19 protein-coding genes are annotated in these 19,691 nt (G+C 27.5%); 9 read left to right on the forward strand and 10 right to left on the reverse strand.

The features are described 5' to 3' along the window. Positions 1–8 precede the first annotated feature (8 nt). The 3 genes from secF to yajC are packed head-to-tail and all read right to left on the reverse strand — an operon-like array spanning position 9 to position 2,825. The gene (gene secF, locus CNZW441b_RS05480; protein ID WP_131166291.1) at positions 9–980 is read right to left on the reverse strand and encodes a protein translocase subunit SecF; all 972 of its coding nucleotides are present in this window, start codon (positions 978–980) and stop codon (positions 9–11) included. Then, a complete protein-coding gene (gene secD / locus CNZW441b_RS05485) occupies positions 980–2,560 on the reverse strand; it encodes a protein translocase subunit SecD (protein WP_131166292.1) in 1,581 nt (526 codons plus the stop codon). The genes secF and secD overlap by 1 nt, the downstream gene beginning before the upstream one ends. After that, a complete protein-coding gene (gene yajC, locus CNZW441b_RS05490) occupies positions 2,553–2,825 on the reverse strand; it encodes a preprotein translocase subunit YajC (RefSeq protein WP_131163530.1) in 273 nt (90 codons plus the stop codon). Before yajC ends, secD begins: the two co-directional genes overlap by 8 nt. Here yajC and CNZW441b_RS05495 point away from each other — a divergent pair. Then, positions 2,798–4,129, forward strand: coding sequence for an apolipoprotein N-acyltransferase (locus tag CNZW441b_RS05495; protein WP_131166293.1), 1,332 nt, complete (start codon positions 2,798–2,800; stop codon positions 4,127–4,129). The genes yajC and CNZW441b_RS05495 overlap by 28 nt on opposite strands. 114 nt (positions 4,130–4,243) lie before the next feature. Here the strand turns inward: CNZW441b_RS05495 and CNZW441b_RS05500 are convergent, their stop codons facing one another. From CNZW441b_RS05500 to metK, 7 genes are all read right to left on the reverse strand, one after another. Then, positions 4,244–5,515: a DUF2972 domain-containing protein gene (locus CNZW441b_RS05500; protein ID WP_216681284.1), complete on the reverse strand. Its 1,272-nt coding sequence runs from the start codon at positions 5,513–5,515 to the stop codon at positions 4,244–4,246. Beyond that, positions 5,512–6,273: a phosphocholine cytidylyltransferase family protein gene (locus CNZW441b_RS05505; protein WP_131165660.1), complete on the reverse strand. Its 762-nt coding sequence runs from the start codon at positions 6,271–6,273 to the stop codon at positions 5,512–5,514. The genes CNZW441b_RS05500 and CNZW441b_RS05505 overlap by 4 nt, the downstream gene beginning before the upstream one ends. Next, on the reverse strand, positions 6,270–6,884 hold the full coding sequence (locus tag CNZW441b_RS05510; RefSeq protein ID WP_216681285.1) for a gamma-glutamyl-CDP-amidate hydrolase: 615 nt from the start codon (positions 6,882–6,884) through the stop codon (positions 6,270–6,272). Before CNZW441b_RS05510 ends, CNZW441b_RS05505 begins: the two co-directional genes overlap by 4 nt. Next, on the reverse strand, positions 6,875–9,205 hold the full coding sequence (locus CNZW441b_RS05515) for a PEP-utilizing enzyme (RefSeq protein ID WP_216681286.1): 2,331 nt from the start codon (positions 9,203–9,205) through the stop codon (positions 6,875–6,877). Before CNZW441b_RS05515 ends, CNZW441b_RS05510 begins: the two co-directional genes overlap by 10 nt. Before the next feature lie 8 nt (positions 9,206–9,213). Further along, a complete protein-coding gene (locus CNZW441b_RS05520) occupies positions 9,214–9,987 on the reverse strand; it encodes a class I SAM-dependent methyltransferase (protein ID WP_216681287.1) in 774 nt (257 codons plus the stop codon). Positions 9,988–10,041: 54 nt separating this feature from the next. Further along, a complete protein-coding gene (locus CNZW441b_RS05525) occupies positions 10,042–10,809 on the reverse strand; it encodes a class I SAM-dependent methyltransferase (protein WP_216681288.1) in 768 nt (255 codons plus the stop codon). A 171-nt stretch (positions 10,810–10,980) separates the two neighbouring features. Beyond that, complete coding sequence (metK, locus tag CNZW441b_RS05530) at positions 10,981–12,177, reverse strand: methionine adenosyltransferase (protein WP_131165664.1); 1,197 nt, start codon at positions 12,175–12,177, stop codon at positions 10,981–10,983. A 125-nt stretch (positions 12,178–12,302) separates the two neighbouring features. Here metK and CNZW441b_RS05535 point away from each other — a divergent pair, with 125 nt between their 5' ends. The 8 genes from CNZW441b_RS05535 to smpB are packed head-to-tail and all read left to right on the forward strand — an operon-like array spanning position 12,303 to position 19,691. Then, a complete protein-coding gene (locus CNZW441b_RS05535) occupies positions 12,303–13,181 on the forward strand; it encodes an aspartate carbamoyltransferase catalytic subunit (RefSeq protein WP_131165665.1) in 879 nt (292 codons plus the stop codon). Between the two features lie 10 nt (positions 13,182–13,191). Then, positions 13,192–14,907: a M3 family oligoendopeptidase gene (locus tag CNZW441b_RS05540; RefSeq protein ID WP_131165666.1), complete on the forward strand. Its 1,716-nt coding sequence runs from the start codon at positions 13,192–13,194 to the stop codon at positions 14,905–14,907. A gap of 22 nt (positions 14,908–14,929) precedes the next feature. Then, a complete protein-coding gene (locus CNZW441b_RS05545; protein WP_131164098.1) occupies positions 14,930–15,367 on the forward strand; it encodes a hypothetical protein in 438 nt (145 codons plus the stop codon). Then, on the forward strand, positions 15,364–17,439 hold the full coding sequence (locus tag CNZW441b_RS05550) for an ATP-dependent helicase (RefSeq protein WP_131165667.1): 2,076 nt from the start codon (positions 15,364–15,366) through the stop codon (positions 17,437–17,439). The genes CNZW441b_RS05545 and CNZW441b_RS05550 overlap by 4 nt, the downstream gene beginning before the upstream one ends. After that, on the forward strand, positions 17,436–18,254 hold the full coding sequence (gene truB, locus CNZW441b_RS05555) for a tRNA pseudouridine(55) synthase TruB (protein ID WP_131165668.1): 819 nt from the start codon (positions 17,436–17,438) through the stop codon (positions 18,252–18,254). Before CNZW441b_RS05550 ends, truB begins: the two co-directional genes overlap by 4 nt. Continuing rightward, positions 18,248–18,475 carry a carbon storage regulator CsrA gene (gene csrA, locus CNZW441b_RS05560; protein ID WP_131164101.1) on the forward strand — a complete coding sequence of 76 codons (228 nt, stop codon included), beginning with the start codon at positions 18,248–18,250 and terminating at the stop codon, positions 18,473–18,475. The genes truB and csrA overlap by 7 nt, the downstream gene beginning before the upstream one ends. Further along, positions 18,472–19,236, forward strand: a complete 765-nt coding sequence (locus CNZW441b_RS05565) for a 4-(cytidine 5'-diphospho)-2-C-methyl-D-erythritol kinase (protein WP_131165669.1) — start codon at positions 18,472–18,474, stop codon at positions 19,234–19,236. Before csrA ends, CNZW441b_RS05565 begins: the two co-directional genes overlap by 4 nt. Then, positions 19,233–19,691: an SsrA-binding protein SmpB gene (gene smpB, locus CNZW441b_RS05570; RefSeq protein ID WP_131165670.1), complete on the forward strand. Its 459-nt coding sequence runs from the start codon at positions 19,233–19,235 to the stop codon at positions 19,689–19,691. The genes CNZW441b_RS05565 and smpB overlap by 4 nt, the downstream gene beginning before the upstream one ends.

Consider the following 19,691-nt stretch of genomic DNA (forward strand, 5'->3'; position numbering starts at 1 on the left):
AAATTCTCCTATACTATACCTTTTTCATATAAAGCGCGATTGCGCTCTTTTTCTTGTTTTTGTTTTAATTTTTCTAATTCTTTATTTCTAAAATCTAAGACACTAAATTTAAACCAAAGTAAAGTAGGACTCGCAACAAAAATAGAACTTAAGGTTCCTATAATAATACCTATAATCAAAGCTAAAGAAAATCCCTCTATCATCGATCCGCCAAAGAAATATAAAATTACAACAGTAGCCAATGTAAGCCCTGAAGTCAAAACTGTTCTTGAAAGAGTAGCTGAGACGCTTTCATTGATAATAGGACTTAAAATATTTTCTTTGCTAGTTTTAATTCCCTCTCTGATTCTATCAAAAATAATTATAGTATCATTTAAAGAATATCCAAGCACAGTTAAAACAGCTGCTAGAGTATCTAAATTTACATCAATTCTTAATAAAGATATAAAACCCAAAACAATTACTATATCATGAATTTCACTTATGATAGCTGCCATAGCAAAACGCCACTCAAAACGTATTGCAATATAAATTAATATTGCTACTAAAGAAATAATAATAGCCATTAATCCTTTATTTCTTAACTCATCTCCAACTTTTGGACCAACAACATCAACACGTCTTAATTCGAATTTTCCAGTATCTTTTAAAAGAGTATTAATATATTCTCCTATATCATTACTAAGATTTTCATTGCTTCCTAAAAATCTTATTGTAATCTCCTCTTTTGAACCAAATTCTGTTACAGAAAGATTTTGAAATTGTCCTGTTTTGTTTAAAATTTCTCTTATTTGAGCAATAGGAGCAGAATTCTCATATTTTAACTGTATTAAAGTGCCTCCGCTAAAATCAATGCCATATTGCAAACCTCTTTCAAAAAGCAGATAAATTGACCCAAAAAATAAAATAAAAGAAAGAGAAATAGCAACAAAACGCATTTTCATAAAATCATAAATTTTCTTTTCGCTAAAAAACTGCATTATTTTCTCCTATAACCTAACCAAAAATTCGTATTATTGCTTTTTTCAATTTTAGACATAAAAAAATCAAACATTCCATGTGTTCCCCAAATAGCTGTGATCATGGAAATTAAAATTCCTATTCCCAAAGTAACAGCAAAACCCTTAACTGTACCTGTTCCATAGGCATATAAAGCTATAGAAGTAATTAAAGAAGTAATATTTGAGTCAACAATAGCACTCATAGCGTTTTTATAACCATTTTCTATACTAGTTTTTATATTTTTTCCTTCTCTTAATAATTCACGAATACGTTCATTGATAATTACATTTGCATCTACTGCCATACCAACAGTTAAAACAAGTCCAGCCATACCTGGTAAAGTTAAAGTTGCTCCAAACATCGCCATAACAGCAACAACAACTAAAACATTAACAAACAAAGCTATATTGGCAAAAATTCCAGCAACTCCATAATATAAAATCATAAAAATTACAATAAAAATAGAAGCACCCGCTAAAGCCATCATACTCATTTTAATACTATCTGCACCTAAAGATGGTCCTATACTTCTTTGCTCTAAAAGCTTAACAGGTGCAAGCAAGGCTCCACTTCTTAGTGCAACAGCTATATCTCTAGCTTCTTCTTGGGTAAAACTTCCGCTTATTTGCCCACTACCACCACCTATTCTTTCATTAATTGAAGGAGCAGAATAAACCTGATTATCTAAAACGATAGCTAAGCGCTTTCCAACATTAGCTCCAGTATAATCTGCAAATTTTTTAGCCCCTTCAGAATTTAAAGTAAAATTAATTACAGGATAGTTGCTTTTATCACTAAAACCCACTCTAGCATCACTTAGCATAGATCCATCTAAAATAGGAATACTTTTTAAAGGATATTTAATTTTTTCATTTTTAGCGTCTGGAAGAATAATAAGTCCATAACTTGCGGCTTCATCTTCACTCATAAAAGCTGCATCCTTAATTTTAGATTCATCAACTTCCATAAGCTGCAAATGTGCTGCTTTGGTAATTCTTTCTTTAGCTCTTAATTCATCTTCTTTAGTTTTTATCCCAGCTAATTCAACTAAAATTTTATCTTCGCCTTGTTTTGCAACAGTAGGTTCAGCTAAACCAAATTGATCTAGACGGTTTCTTATAGTTTCAACCGCTTGTAAAAGCGCATAATTTTCAATAGATTTTATTTCTTCATCGCTAAAACTTATAGTGTAGTGTAAATTTTCAACTTTTATATTAAGTCCTTTAATTTCCTTAAGCAAAGCATCCATTTTTGAAATATCTGCACTATCAAGCAAGGTAAACTCTATATTATCATTATGAGTTATTAATTGATCTATAAGAATATTTTCTTTATCAATAGAGTAACTCAAAGAAGAGGCAATTGATTTTATTTTAGATTTTAATGCTTCTTGATTATCTACGCCTAAAAGCATATAAAGTCCACCTTGTAAATCTAGCCCAAGATTAATTTTTGCTCCCTTTTCAGATTGCAAAAATGAAGGAAGTGAAAAAAATATACCAAAAATAAATATTACAATAAAAATAATCAAACGATAAGTAAATTTAGAATTACGCATCAATTTTCTTTGCTACAAAATCTCTTGAAATTTTTACAATAACATTTTCATCATTAAGCTTAACTTTGATAAAATCATCCTCTGGTTTTACAACCTCACAAATCAGTCCTCCGCTAGTGATGATTTTATCACCTTTTTGTAAGGACTCAAGCATTTGTTTATGTGCTTTTGCTTGTTTTTGTTGTGGTCTAATAACTAAAAAATAAAAAATCGCAAAAAGAAATACAAGAGGTAATAATGAAGTTAAAATTGAATTTTCTGTCATACTTTTCCTTTTTTTTAAAAAAATTTAACCCTAATTCTAACATTTTTAAAATAATAAAAGTCTTTTTTATTTCAATTTTGCTTTCAAATCCTATTTATTTATCTTTTTTTGAAAATTTATTTTTTGAAACTATAAGTCCTTTTTTAGCTATTTGGGGCTTAATCTTACTTTTAAAAAGTAAAAATTCAAAAGAATATTTTTGGATAGGATTTTTTGTAGGAATATTTTGGTTTTGGTGGATAGGCCTATCTTCTATTTATTTTGATCTTAGCTATCTTATTCCTATTATCATTCTTGGTATTGGTTTTTTTTATGGAATACTTTTTAGAATTTGTCATCTTTTTAAATATGATTTTTTAAGACTTTGTGCAATATTTTGTTTAAGTTTTATACATCCACTTGGTTTTGATTGGTTTAACTGGGGAATTTTAAGTGTTTATGGTTTTTTTAGAGCAGATACATTAGGTATTATTTGCATATTTTTAATAGCTTATTTTATCTATGAAAAATATATCTCAAGATACTATAAAATAGCTATTATATTAATTTTATTTTTTATAGGACTTCAATACGAAGAAAAAAAATCTTCTAATTTAAATTTTGATTATAAATTAATTAATACAGATATTTCTCAAGATCAAAAATTTTTACAAGAAAATGCAGAAAAAAACTCAAATAATCAAATCAAAGAAATTATTAAAGCCATAGATGAAAAAAAGGAACTTGTTATTTTGCCAGAAACTGCTTTTGCCTTTAACTTAAAAAATACACCTTATGAGGAAATGCTTAAAAATCTTTCTTATAAAATTACGATTATTACAGGTGCTTTCAATATAGAAAAGAATAAAATTTATAATAGTACCTATATTTTCAAAGCAGGAAATGTTTATATTTTTAACAAACATTTTTTAGTGCCTTTTGGAGAAGAAATTCCTTTCTTAAAAGATATCATCAATAAATATTTATTACCCAATATAGAGGAATTTTCCAAAGGACCTTTACAAAGTCAATACAAACTTAATGACCAAATCATCACTAATGCCATATGTTATGAAGTCACCAAAGAACAAATTTACAAAAATTCTAGCATTATTATAGCTATTTCAAATAATGCTTGGTTTAATTATTCAACAGAATACAAACTTCAACAACTTCTTATGAGATACTATTCTAATAAATATAATGTAAGTATTTATCATGCTGTTAATGGCAAAGAAAATGCTGTAATAAAACCAAAAAAACCTTTGAATCAAAAATGGTATATTTTTTATAAAAAAATAATTGCAAAAATATACAAGCCTTAAATATAATTTTAAGAGCTTGTGTATGATAGTTGAAGTTAATAAATTCCAATTTCCTATAAATTTTCTACACAATAAATTTACAAATTAATCATTATAAACAATAATTAACTATCTTTAAGCTCTCCCATCTAGCTCTTCGCACATTCTCTCAAATTCCTCATAATATTTCCAAGAAGCTATGATATCAGGACGATGCTCTTTAATGTGAGTAAGCTCATAATCAAGTAAGTTTTTAATATATACTCTTAAATCTTTGTTTTCTTTTAAATAATTTAATATATCTTGTTCATTTATAAAATTTTCTTCTTTAAATTCAATTTGCTCTTTTAAAAATACACTAAATTTTAAAAGATAAGTTTTTACTTCTTCAAAAAGTTTTTTATGTTCTTTTAAAATGTTAAAATCATTCTCATCTATATAAATACTTAAGTTTTTATAATAAGTATAATTTTTATCTAGTATAAAAGATTTAATATCTATGCTACATATAGGGGGGGGGGTATTAGATAATTTTGCTTCACATATGTTTAATCTTATATCTTTTGATAAATAAGGAAAAGTTTTTTTATCTAGTAAAAGATTAAAAGGAAGTAAATGAGCAAATTTATTCCAGAATTTATGTTCAAATTTTTCTTTATCTTTTATATTAGGTGGATTAAAATCTAAAATTTTTGCTAATTTGTTCATGGTATTAAAAGCTATTTTACTATCTAGCTCTTTACAATCTATATAAAAGATTTTAAATTCTTTTTTACTTTCTAAAAATGCTTTTATGTTGGAATAGTAGTTGAAATTTGTTGTAACTTTTTTTGATGGTTGCATCCAATAAAATAAACCCTTACAATCTGGCTTAGTATTATTTATTTCATAGCCATTTTTTCCAATATAATATATAGCATCAAATTGATCATTTAGATGATAAATAGTCCTTTTATCACAAAGTCCGTGATTGATAAAAGTTTTAAACCTTAAGATAGGATCTCTTGTTAAAATAAGGATTTTGGTAGGTTCAAAAATGCTTGTTATATTTGAAATATATTTATTTTCTTTATTCCAAAAAATCAAATCCAAATAACTTTGTGAATTCTTAACCTTTTTAAGCTTTCGTTTTGCGGTATAATAGCAAGTAAGACCATCTTCAAAAGCAATAACTTTTTTTAAATTACAAAATTGTAGAAATTCCCCTAAAGCCCAATGAGCCGAAACGCTATAAGAACAAAGTATAAATTTATAATTTTTAGGCAAAGGTTTAAATTGTTTTGCAAATTTTAAAACTATGTGTTTTTCATAAGTTCTTAAGATTTTAAAATATCTATATTCCAGCCAAGCTTTAAAACCTTCCTCTTTTATAAGTTTAAAAGATTTGCTTTGTGACAATGGTTTCATAAAACGATCCCTAAATCACTTTTAAAATCTATCTCACACCAATTTCCATAAATTTCTATCGCTTTAGCATTATTAAAAGTATCGATTAAAGATTGCAAAAAACTTGTCATATACATATTATTAAAATCCTTTCCATCATAAAGAATATTTTTATCAAGACTGTCATAAAAATTTAAAAAAGAGGGTAAAAAATTAGCACTTATTTTAAAAAGACCTATGTATTGTCCTTCTATTTCATCATAGCTTTTAGCCTTTTTTCCTAGCTCTTTGATAAATCCTTTATTATCAAGTTTTAAAGTTTCAGCATCATCTAAAGGATTTTCAAATCTTTTTTGCCAAAGTTTTTTCCACTCTTTATCTATCACTATAGCTAAATCATCTTTAGCTTGCATAAGTTTTTCTATGCTATCTTTAAAATAAATTATATCTGCATAAGAGACAATTAAATCTTCTTTTTGTTCCACGCATTTTTGCAAAAATTCTCTTGCACAAAAAAGAGTTTGAACCATATTTGTATTGGCATAATTTTTATTTTCATAAAAAGTATAAAGATTAAATCTTTCTTGAATAAATTTTTTTAAAATATCAAATAAATATCCACCAACTACTGCTATATCAGAAATTCCAGCATCTTTTAAAGCTTTAATCTCATAAGAAATGAGCTCTTCATTTTGGTATTTGACCATACACTTAGGATTATCTTTTGTTAAAGGCATAAGTCTTGATCCAAAGCCTGCTGCTAAAATGATAGCTTTCATTTTTTCTCCTTTACTAACTTAAGCCACTCATTTAAAATTTTGGTATTATTAAGTCCATTTTTTCTCTCTATATGCCACATCAAGCCAAATATACTTTTATCTTTATGTTTAAAAGCTTCTATGCTTTGATCTTTAGCTCTAGCTAAAATTTCTAAATTCCTGCCTAAATTTATAATGGCATAATTATGAAAAGAGTTACAAATAAAAGAACTTCCATCATTTAAAATCACTTGATGATCGCCTATATGGTGAGAAAGTTTTTCTAAGGTGGAATTAAAATAATAAGCTATCATTTGAGCCCCACGACAAATTCCTAAAAGTGGAGTATCTGTTTTTAAACAATACTCAATGATTTTCATCTCATAGGCGTCTCTTTTTTTAGATAAAATATCATCACTAAATGCACTTAAATCATTCCCACCACTTAAAATAACAGCTTTTAAATAAGGGGTGTAATGATTAAAATCTATTCCATAGCTTAAAGCAAGAGGAATAAAATCTTTAAAAAGAATAGAATTTGAAAATAAATCACCCCATTCAAGTGCTAAAGTTTCTCTTAATTCTTTATATTTCTTCTCTTCTGTTAGTCTTTGTGTAATACCTATAAACAAATGATTTGCTCGCTTTCACAATCTATAATAAGTCTGCTTGCTTTTAAATATTCTGCAAAGGCAACTTCTCCAACTCCTATAACAGCAGGCATTGCAAGCTCTGATGCCCTTATAGCCATATGAGAATTAGCTCCTCCATAACAAGTAATAAAACCAGCAATATTTTTGGTAAATAAATAATCATACCCAGGATCTGCTGCATAAATAAGAATGATTTTACCTTCTAAATCAGTGTCATTTTCTTTTGCTGTTTTAGCATTAATACGCTTTTGGGTAATAAAATTTGGAATAACAGAACTTGAAGAAAAGGCAAAAATTTGATCAGCTTTATTTAAAAGAGAAGGAAGTTTTAAAGCTAAGGTTAATTCATATTCTTTTTTATGGCGTTTAATTTCTTCTAAAAATTGTTCTCTAGGATTTTGAGAATAAAGGCTTGAATAAAGATTTAAAATACTTTTTATATCTAGATGTGCCATATCTTCTCTATCTATTTTATAATACTTTCCTAATTCCTCAATCATAGAAATACTTTTAGAAAGCAATTTTGTAAAATCAAATTTTACAAGTTCTCTTCCTTCAATAGCATTTTTTAAAAAAGAAAAAAACTCATCCGTATTTATATTAAGTCCATGTTCTTTTAAAATAACTTGTAACTTTTCTTTTTTATCATCATTAAGAATAAAATCTGATTTTAAATTTTCTTCTTGTCTGTGATTTTTTATATCAAAATAAGCCTTAAAATTTTCATCATATCTTGGAGATAAAATATTATAAGTCCCAGCTCTTAAATGCCCAAAAGTTTCTAAAAATTCTTGTTTGTTGTCTTCGTTTAAAGAATTTATTTTAAAACTTAAAGATTTACTTATAGTTTCTAAAGAATTTAAAAAAGCATTTTTCTCTTCTTTAGTAAAAAAATTTATTTCAACTAAAGAATTTAGCATTTGCATCGCTACAAATCCAGCTCTTGCAACCCCAGCAAAAGGCAAAGTCCCATAACGCTTACATTCTTCTAAAAGCCAATAAATCTTATCAATCAAAGAAAAATCAGAACTAATAATATCTTCATAACTTTGCTTTAATTTTTTTGATTTTTCAATATCTTTTAAATAGAGTCCCTTTTTAGAATCTATAATGTCATTTGTAAGTTCAAGTAAAGAAAATTCAAGTCTTTTAATCTCATTTTCATTAAAATCTTCTTTTAAAAGAGTTTTAAGTTTATGAGGGGTATTAAAATCATAACAAGAAAATACTATATCAAATTCAACCTTATCATGTAGTTCATGGTTTTTATCAAGTTTATTAAGATAGAAATTAATTAATTTTTTTGCAATTTTTTCATCTAATTTTTTCGGAATAAAAGAATTAAAAGAAAGTCTCACATCAACATAAGGAATTCCTAAAAAAGAATGTATCAAAGGATGAGATCTTAAATCTCTATAGCCATAATTATTTCTTTGATAAGCCCAAATATTATCAGTTATTATCTCTTTATATAAACTTAAAGCTAATCTTTTTGGTTTTAAACCTATAATTTCAGCTGGATTCCAATCAGGCATTACGCCAAAAAGTGCTTTATCTCCTAAAATTCTTGGACGTTTTTCTTGTAAAGAAATAAATCTTTTATAAAATCTTTCCAAAGATTCTTTTGGCAAAGCTTTAAAAAGATTTATTTTATTTTGCATTACCAAAGGTCTTACTTGCAAACAAAAAAGCTCACTTTTTTCTTTATACGTTGCAAAGGCAAATTCAACATCTAAAAAATTACAATCAAATAATTTTTCTAATTCTTTTATCATTGTAATGATTTGTTGATTATGATGATCCTTAAATTCTAGATAATCTCTATAATGAAAATAAACATAAGCATTATTGCTTGAACCATCTGTAATTGAACTGTTTGAACCACTTTTATCATAAGAAAGACAATAATAAGGGGCAAAATTATCCTTATCTACGCTAAAAGCCACACCACAGATTTTGATATCTTCTAGCATAGGCTGGATAAGAATTTCATCTTTGGTTGAAGGCATAGAATTCCCAACTTCTTTTAAGGCTTTTAAAAGTTCCTCTTTGTCATTTGAAATATTTGCAAGAGATAAAAATGCTCCTGCATTAGAGTTTTTCGTACTATCTTCACTTTTTGATGAACTACGGATAATAAACCTTTTAGAATCTAAAATCTTAATTTTTTCTAGAACTTCTTGAGTTTTATCTTCTAATTCATCTAAAGAAGTAATAACAAGAGGTAAAACTCTTGCGCTTTTTAGTTTATCTTGTAAAATAAGTAAATTTTTTGCTTTAGTTTGAAATTCTAGCCTCATTGTTATCCTTATTTTTTCTTAGCACTCCAACATCTTGTAGTGTATTTAATATCAAATTCTTTTGGAAGCCTTTCGCCCATTTTTAAGCTAATTTTTTCAAAAAGCTCTGTTCCTTCTTTGGTTTCTAAATCCCAATAAGGATTTTTAACGCTTTTCCAAGCATTAATATAATTTTCTATGCTTTGATGAAAATAAAAATCTTCTTCTATATAAACTATATTATCAAAAAGATCTTTTCTACTTTCAATAATAGGCCTTTGATCTTCTCTTCTAGTTCCTCTTGTGTAATTTGGAACAAATTCTATAATAGTATCTTCGGCAATTTTCTGAATAGGATCATTTAAATCTCTATGATTCCACATACAAGAAAAATAAGAGTTTCTTTTCAACAAACGATAACTCTCTTCTAAGGCCTCATTTCTATCCATTACATTAAAACTACTTCCAAAAGTTACCCAATCAAACTGAGCATCTTCTAAAGTAGAATCAATTCCTGTTGCCCTAACCCATTTTATATTTTGTCCTTTAGTTCTTTCTATGCCAATTTCTCTCATAGCATCATTTGGCTCCACTGAAACCACTTCACAAGATCTCTCAAGCAACATAATACTCAAATTCCCAGTTCCAGCACCTATATCAGCAACTTTTAGATTTTTATTAACATCTCCTGATTTTGCTAATGTAATTAACATATCTATAGTTTTTGGTGCATAATTTGGTCTATAACTATAAAATTTTGCGTGTTTTGTATAATCCCATACTTGTTCTACTAATTTTTCCATTTTATTTCCTTTTTTCATCTTCTAACAAGCTCGATGAAAAAAGGAAAATTATATTTATGCTTTTCTAGCTGTCCAAGCCCTTATTTTATAAGGTATCTCTATACTTTGCATATGTGAAATTTTAGCTTCTATCATATCTAAAATTTCTTTCCATCTTTTTTCACCTGCTTGTGCTTGTATATCATTTACAGAATGCCAGGCTCCAAGATAACGCTCTTTATCCCAAAACTCTTTGTAATCACACTCCATAAAAAAGCAATCAGTGAAATCTCCTGTTGAAACAAGAATTTCTTCCCATTTTTTAACATTTTGTGTTCCACTGCTCACACGATCAAGCTCTGGAACAATATTCTTAATTTCCGTTTCAATCTCATCAAAAATAGAACCTTTTACGATATGGCGTGGATTCCAAATTGCAGTGAAATACCCCCCCCCTGTCAATATACGATTAAATTCAGGAAGTGATTTTTTAGGATCAGTCCAATGAAAAGAACTTGCCATAATAACCCAATCTGCTACATTGCTCTCTATGTTAGTTTCTTCTCCGCTACCCTTTTTCCAAGTGATATTTGAACAATCTTTGGTATATTTTATCCCTTCTTCTCTCATATTATCGTTAGGCTCAACTGCTACAATATTTAAACCAAATTCATTAGCTAAAATCTTAGTTAGTTTTCCTGTTCCAGCCCCTACTTCAACAACATTTAAATTTTGTTTATTTTTATTATTAATACAACGAATCAATTTTTCAATCAACATAGAACTATATGCAGGTCTATTATGATAATGTTTTGCAACTTTTGTAAAATCACCTTGCTTCATAAAATAAAACTCCTCAAAAATTATTAAAATTATATTTTTTCTAAATTTAAAAAACTAATTTTACCCCCCCCCATTAAATTAAGTTTAAATGAGAAAGGCAAAAATTCAATCATAAAAAAATAAATCCAAAACCGATAATATTTCTCTACAAATCATATTTTGGATAAAAAATTAAAGCAAAGATTTAAATTGCTCTAAAGCATCAAGTTGCTCCCAAGGATAATCTTTTTGTCCTACTTGTCCACGTGCAGCTACATCAGCATACAAAAAGGTTTCTTTGCTTGGTTTATCAAGGTGAAATTTATCTCTTATCCAATTTGGAGTTAAAGCAAAATTTTTCATCACAAAATCACTCAATACCTCATCACTTATCTTGGTATTTGTTCCCATACAATCAACACTCACCGAAATTGGCTTAGCAACGCCTATAGCATAACTGAGTTGAACTATACATTTTTTAGCAAGCTTTGCTGCAACTATATTTTTAGCAAGCCATCTTGCAGCATAAAGACCGCTCCTATCAACTTTAGTGTAATCTTTAGAAGATTGCGCTCCACCTCCAATAGGAGCATATCCACCAAAACTATCAACAATGAGCTTTCTCCCAGTTAAACCACTATCATGTAAAGAACTGTGATTAACATATTTTCCTGTTGGATTGATTAAAATTCTTGTTTTTTCAGGATCAAAAAGCTCTTTTGGCAAATTTGTATCTAAAATAAGCTTCATTATTAAAGTTCTTAAATCTTCTATTTTCATACTTTCAATACAAGGTGCAGAAACTACTATAGTATGAATACTTTGTGGTTTGCAATTTTCAAAATTCTCTTTTGTTCCATAATCAATCGTTACTTGAGTTTTAATATCCACACCAAGCTCATGTGGATGATCTTTTGCATAAATATAAACTTTATCACAAAGCATTCTTGCATAAGAAATTGCCGCTGGCATAAACTCATCGGCTTCACAACTTGCAAAACCAAACATAATGCCTTGATCTCCTGCTCCAGTTTCACCATCTTCTTGATCAACACCTTGATTAATATCTGGGCTTTGCTCGTTTAAAAATACCATAACATCAACTTCTTCAGGATGCAAACACTGCTCTTTGCTAAAATGTCCCGCTCCGTTATAACCTATGTTTTTTAAAACATCTTTTACTAAATTGTCATAATCATGTTTGCTTAGCTTGTGATTTGATTTAACCTCTCCTCCAATCACAACCTTATTTCCTGCGACAAAAACCTCACTCGCCACCCTTGAATTTTTGTCATTTTTCAAGAGTATATCCACTATTGTATCAGCGATTATATCAGCACACTTGTCAGGATGACCAGGGCTTACGACTTCTGAAGTGAATAGATACATAAAAGTCCTTTCAAAAATAATTAAACTTTGCATTATAGTCTTATTAAATAAATTTATAGTTAAAATATTGGCAAGATTAAGTTTAGTTTTGTTAGAATCAAACAATTTTTATAAAAAGGAAAAAAATGAGGCATCTTATTAGCACAAAAAATTTAAGTAATCAGGAAGTTTTGGATATTTTTAAAGATGCAAAAGATTTTTTAGATAAGAAACCAAGAACGCTTTTAGAAGGCAAAAGCATTACAACTATATTTTTCGAAAATTCTACAAGAACACTTTCAAGTTTTGAAAGTGCTGCAAGAAGATTGGGTGCTAGAGTTTTACGATTAGATGTTGCAAGAAGTAGTTCTAGTAAAGGAGAAACCCTTTATGATACAGCTGCTAATTTAGATGCCATGAGTCCTAATGCAATAATAATTAGGCATTCACACTCAGGGGCTCCTCAAATTTTATCACACCATATTCACTGTCCTTTAATTAATGCAGGAGATGGAAAACATGCTCACCCAACACAAGCTTTACTTGATTTATTCACAATTTATGAGCACTTTAAAGGCGAAATAAAAGGGAAAAAAATCTCTATTATAGGAGATATTAAAAGCTCTCGGGTTGCAAACTCAAATATTGATCTTTTAACACGATTTGGACTTGAAATCACCCTAGTAGCACCACCTCATTTTATGCCAAATTCTAATTTAAATTATACTTATGATATAAAAAAAGCTATAGAAAAAGCTGATATTATAATGAGCTTAAGAACTCAGGTTGAAAGGCATGAAAAAATAGTTTATGCTTCATTAAAAGATTATGCTAATGACTTTTGCATTAATTCAAGCCTAATCAATGATAAAAAAGTAATTTTACTGCATCCTGGTCCTGTAAATAGAAATATTGATATTAGTGATGAAGTAATGAACGATCCAAGAAATTTAGTTTTAAAGCAAGTTGAACACGGAGTGGCTATTCGTATGGCTGTTTTAAAAAAATTTATTTTAGAAAACTAAGGAGAAATAAATGCTAGAATGGGATTTAACCGCATTATTTACAAATGAAAATAATCTTAATGAATTTATGCAAAAACACCTAAAAAAATCTTCTGAATTTAGATTAAAATATGAAAACAATCTTTATAAATTAAATCCTAAAGAATTTTTAAATTCTTTAAAAGAATACGAAAATCTTAATCTAGCATTGCAAAAAATTCTAACTTTTGCTTATTTAACTTTTGCAAAAGACACAACAAAGGGTTCTTTTTACGCAAAATATGAAGAAGAATGCAAAAAAATTGAAGAGAATATACTTTTTTTTGAACTAGAATTTTGCGATTTAAAACAAGAAAAGACACAAGAATTTATCGATTTTTGCAAAGATTATAGCTTTTATCTTAGCAATTTAATCAAAAACAAGCAATATAACTTATCAAAAAAAGAAGAAAGAATTTTATTGCAACTTTCAAATACAGGTGCAAATGCTTTTGCAAGACTCTTTGATGAAAGTATGAGTGCTTTAAAAATACCTTTTGAAGGGAAAAAACTAAGTGAAGAAGAAATTTTAAGCAAACTTTATCATCATGATAGAAAAATTCGCAAAAAAGCTGCTAAAAAATTTACCAAAAGCCTAGAAAAAAACTCTTCGCTTTTAACCTTTATCTTTAATATGATAAAAACCCAAAGACAAATAATTTGTAATCTAAGAGGTTATGAAAATTATGAACTCCCAAGACATATAAGCAATCAAATTTCACAAAAAAGTGTTGATGCTTTAATTCTTAGTGCTCAAAAAAATTTCCATCTTGTTTCTAAATTTTATAAAAGAAAAAAACAAATTTTAGGTTTTAATAAATTAAAAGATTATGACAGATATGCGCCTATTGGAAAAGAAGCTCACTTTGATTTTAAAGAAGCTAAAAAAATAGTTTTAAATGCTTTTGGAGCCTTTTCTAAGGAATTTAAAGATATAGCGCAAGAAGCTTTTGATAAAGGTTGGCTTGATGTATATCCAAAAAATAAAAAACAAAGCGGAGCTTTTTCTCATCCAGCAACACCTGATTCTCACCCTTTTATTTTGCTAAATTATACCGATCAAAGACGAGATCTTTTTACACTTGCACACGAGCTAGGCCATACTATACATCAAAAACTTTCTTACAAGGTAAGTTTTTTAAACCAAAATACACCTTTAACAACCTCTGAAATGGCTTCTGTTTTTGCAGAAATGCTTGTTTTTGATTATATAAAAGATAAACTCAATAAAGAAGAATTATTAACCCTTTATGCTGCTAAAATTGAAGATATTTTTGCTACTTTTTATAGACAAATTAATTTTACTTGTTTTGAAAGACGCATTTATAAAGAAAAAGATGAATTAAGCAAAGATAAGATCGATAGAATTTGGCTTGAAGAATCTCAAAAAATGTTTGGAGATAGTGTTATTTTAACCAAAAACTATGCTTGTTGGTGGTCTTATATTCCACATTTTATACACTCACCATTTTATTGTTATGCATATGCTTATGCACAACTTCTAGTTTTAGCTCTTTATGGGCTTTATAAAAGTAATAAATGTCCAAATTTTAAAGAACTATATCTTAGCATGTTAAGCTCAGGTGGTAGTATTAGTCCTAAGGATCTTATAGCTTCATTTGGATTTGATATAGAAAGTAAGAATTTTTGGGAAATAGGTATTAAAGAAATTGAAAAATTAATTAATGATTTTGTTAACTTTAAATAGTCTTTATCTTTAAGGAAAAATTATGATAGAAAAACTTTTACAAGATAATGAATTTGTAGAATTAATGCAGCAACATTGTTATGAAATAATTCAAACTTTAATTAAAAAAAATATAGAATTTTCCATAGTTTGCAATACAAAATACACTCAATTTAATCCAGAACTTCCTAAGCATTTAGATCTGAGTGAAAATCCTTATACGCTTTTTGCATTAGCAGGATATACTTTTACTTCTATTAAATTAGACAAAGAGTATATTCATTTTCATGCAGGATTTGGAACAGATGATTTTGCTACTTTTGTTAGGGTTGATTTAGGCGCCATTACTCAAATTCAAATTGAAAATAATGTTATCTTTATTAATTTTAGTTTTTATAAAAGAAAAGATGAAAATCTTGCCAAAAAATCAATAGATTTATTTTTAAATAATCCTAAAAATAAAGATATCTTTAAAAAATGATTTTTAAAGATATAAATCAAAGCCAAGAAAAAGCTATAAGGCACATAGATGGTCCTATGCTTATTTTAGCAGGAGCAGGAAGTGGAAAAACAAAAACTATTACAACAAGACTTGCTTATTTAATCGACGAAGTTGGAATTCCTGCACAAAATACTTTAACTCTAACCTTTACAAATAAAGCGGCCAATATTATGAAAATTAGGGCTTTAAATTTGATGAAAAATTCCAATAACCAAAATCCTTTATTATGCACTTTTCATAAATTTGGTCTTTTATTTTTAAGAATGCATATAGAAAAATTGGGACGTAAAAATAATTTTATTATTATTGATACTGAAGATAGAAAAAAAATTATCAAAGAACTTATAGATGAAGAATTAAATGCTTCAAATATTTCTAATTACATTTCATATTTAAAAAACCATTCTAAAAATGTAGAAATGGTTTTTAATGATTTAAACCTTTATAAAAACGACGAAGAAAAATTTAAAAAATTTGAAAAATTAGCTCTTTGCTATAAAAATTATCAAAATTATCTTTTAAAAAATAATTTTGTAGATTTTGATGATTTGTTAATGTTAAGCAATGAAATTTTAGAAAGCGATCATAATTTTGCCAAAGAACAAAGTGAGCTTTATCGCTATATCACAGTAGATGAATACCAAGATACCAATGCTTTACAATATCAAATTCTAAAAAATCTTTGTTTGGTGCATGAAAATATTTGCGTTGTAGGCGATGATGATCAAAGTATTTATGGATGGCGTGGTGCAAAAATCGAAAATATTTTAAACTTTCAAAGCCAATTTAAAAATGTAAAACTTGTTAAACTTGAACAAAATTATAGATCAGTAGGAAATATCTTAAATGCCGCTAATAAACTTATAAAAAACAATGATAAAAGATTAGGTAAAGAACTTATTTGCACCAAAGATCAAGGAGAGCAAATTAAGATTGATGAGGCACAAGATGAAAAAGAAGAAAGTCTTAAAATAGCAAAACATGTAAAAACATTACTTCAACAAGGAGTTGATGCTAGCGAAATTGCTGTTTTATTTCGTATTAATGCTCTCTCTCGTGCCCTAGAAGAAGCACTGAATAAAGAAAAAATTCCTTTTAAACTTTTAAGTGGGATTAAATTCTATGAAAGAGCAGAGATTAAAGATATCATTTCTTATCTTAGACTTTTAACTAATCTTAATGATGATTATTCTCTAAAACGCATTATAAATAGACCTAGAAGAAATTTTGGTTCTACAAGCTTAAAAAAATTAGAAGATTATGCACAAAAAGAAAAAATTTCATTATTTGAAGCTCTTAATAATCTTGATCAAAGTGATTTTTTTCCAAAAAAAACTCAAAAAGAAATTCATCTTTTTTTAGAACACATAAAAACCTTAAAAGAATGTAACAATTTAAAAGAACTTATATATCAACTAGAAGAAAAAATCAAATTAAAAGATTTTTATCAAAATCAAGCAGATTCTGAAGATAAAATTTCTAATATTGATGAATTTTATGCAAGTCTTAAGGATAAAATTAAAGAAGGATATTATGAAAATTTAGATGATATTTTAAATGAAATCGCACTCTTAAGCGATCAAGATGATTTAAGTGAAAAAAGTATTAATATTATGAGCATTCACTCAAGTAAGGGACTTGAATTTGATCATGTTTTTATTATGGGGTTGGAACAAGGCATTTTTCCACTGCTTAATGATACAAGTGATATTGAAGAAGAAAGACGCTTAGCCTATGTTGCTATCACAAGAGCTAAGAAATATCTCTATCTTAGTTTTACACATTCAAGATTTCATAAGGGTATAAGAATGCCCTTTAAAAAAAGTCAATTTCTTGAAGAAAGTTGCTTAAATATAAAATCTTCAAAAAAAGAGCATATTTTGCAAAAAAAAGAAGTAGGATTTAAAAAAGGGGATTTAATCAAACATAAAATTTTTGGTATAGGAAGGATAATTGATGTTCAAACAAGTAAAAATGAACAAAAACTCAGCATTAATTTTGGCGGTATCACACGTAATATTTTATCTTCCTTTGTGGAAAAAGTAATATGAATAAACTTTTTGTCGGTTACAAACCAAATGGAATAAGCTCAAACGCTTTTTTAAATACCATTAAAAAAAAATACAAAGTAAAAAAAGCGGGTTACTCAGGAACACTAGATCCTTTTGCCAAGGGAGTTTTAATTATAGCTTTTAATCAATTTAGTAAACTTTTTCGTTTTCTAAAAAAAACTCCAAAAACTTATAAAGCCACCCTTTGGCTTGGGGTTAAATCTTTAAGTTTAGATGATAAAAATATCACTCAAGTAACAACAATTAACCCCTATAATTTAGCCTTTTTAGAAGAAATCAAAAATAAGCTTTTAGGAGAAATTGAATTTATACCTCCTAAATTTAGTGCAAAAAGAATTCAAGGCAAAAGAGCTTATGAATTTGCTAAAAAAGGACAAGAAGTAGAACTTAAACCATGTAAAATGCATATTTATGAATGCAAAATTCTACATTATATCCACCCTTTTTTGAGTATAGAACTTTCAGTTAGCGAAGGAGCTTACATTAGATCTTATTGTGAAATTTTTGCTAAAAAATTAGGGATAAATGCAACACTAAGCTCTCTTGAGCGTATTAAAGAGGGTGAGTTTATTTATAACAATGAAAAAAGTTTAAATGTGCTACAATATCTAAATTTAAAAAAAAATTTCCTTAAAGATAGTAGTAAATTACAAAATGGATTAAAAATTGATATTCAAGAATTAACATATCAGGAAAATGGCACTTACTATCTTGAAGAAAAAAATTTTTTTTCAATTATTAACATAGAAAATAATAAAGTTCATTACATTTTAAATAAGGTTGCAAAATGTTAATATTATCACGAAAAGAAAATGAAAGTATAAGAATTGGTGAAGATATAGAAATTAAAATTGTTCAAACAGGAAAGGGTTATGCAAAAATAGGTATAGAAGCACCAAAATCTTTAATGATACTTAGAAAAGAACTAATTACACAAATTAAAGATGAAAATTTACATTCAGTCGTTCAAAAAGAAATTAAACTTGATGATCTTAGTAAGAAATTAAAAAAATGAAAGCTTATGCTAAAGCAAATATTTTTCTAAAACTCATTGGTTTTGATAAAAGATCTTATCATCTTTTAAAATCTCGTTTTATTTTAATCGAAGATCTTTTTGATGAACTTTTGATTATAAATCAAAAAACACAAGAAGGATTTGAGCTTATTAGTGACTTTGTATGCGAAAATAATATAATCAAAAAAGCCTATAATCTACTTTGTGATTATGGATATAAAAATGAATTAGAAGAATTTTTTAAAAATCAAAGCCTTAAACTTATCAAAAATATACCAACTTGTGCAGGACTTGGAGGAGGAAGCTCAGATGCAGCAAGTTTCTTACTAATGATGAATGAAAAATTGAATTTAAAAATTCCTAAAGAAAAGCTTATAAATTTAAGTTTGCAATTAGGCAGTGATATAGCCTTTTTCTTAAGTGGATGCAAAAGTGCCAATGTCAGTGGTTGTGGAGAGATCATAGAAGAATTTCACGATGATATTCCAAATTTAAAATTTACTTTTCCAGAAATTCATTGTCATACAAAAGAAGTTTATGGACAATTTGATAAAACTTCTTTTAATTTTTCAAAAAATTTTAAAGAAGCTAACAACTATGAGAAATTAAGCACTAAAGAACTCTTAGAAAATTTTGATAATCTCAAACTTAATGATTTATTTACTCCTTGTGTAATTTTATATCCTAAAATGGAAGAATATTTAATTAATGGTTTTTTTTTAAGTGGTAGCGGTAGTAGTGTTTTTAAGGTTGAAAAATGAAAAAAAATATTGCAAGAAATAAAAAAGCTCTATTTGATTATGCCATTTTAGAAACCTTTGAGGCAGGAATTGTTCTAAAAGGAAGCGAAGTTGTAGCATTAAGACAAGCTAGAACCAATTTAAAAGATTCTTTTGTTCGCATTATCAAAGGAGAGCTTTATTTACTCAATGCTCATATTTCTCATCTTAATACAACACATTCTCATTATAAACATGAAGAAAGGGCTCCAAGAAAACTTCTAATGCATAGAAAACAAATAGATAAACTTTTAGGAAAAGTAAGCGTGGAAGGCTATACTTTAGTGATTTTGGATCTATACTTTAATGTTAAAAATAAAGTTAAGGCGACATTAGCATTAGCTAAAGGAAAAAATTTACACGATAAACGTGAAAGCTTAAAGAAAAAACAAGCTGATTTGGAAGCAAAAATTGCTATAAAAAATTATAAAGGATAG

Source organism: Campylobacter novaezeelandiae, from assembly GCF_018968685.1.
Taxonomy (GTDB): Bacteria; Campylobacterota; Campylobacteria; order Campylobacterales; family Campylobacteraceae; genus Campylobacter_D; species Campylobacter_D novaezeelandiae.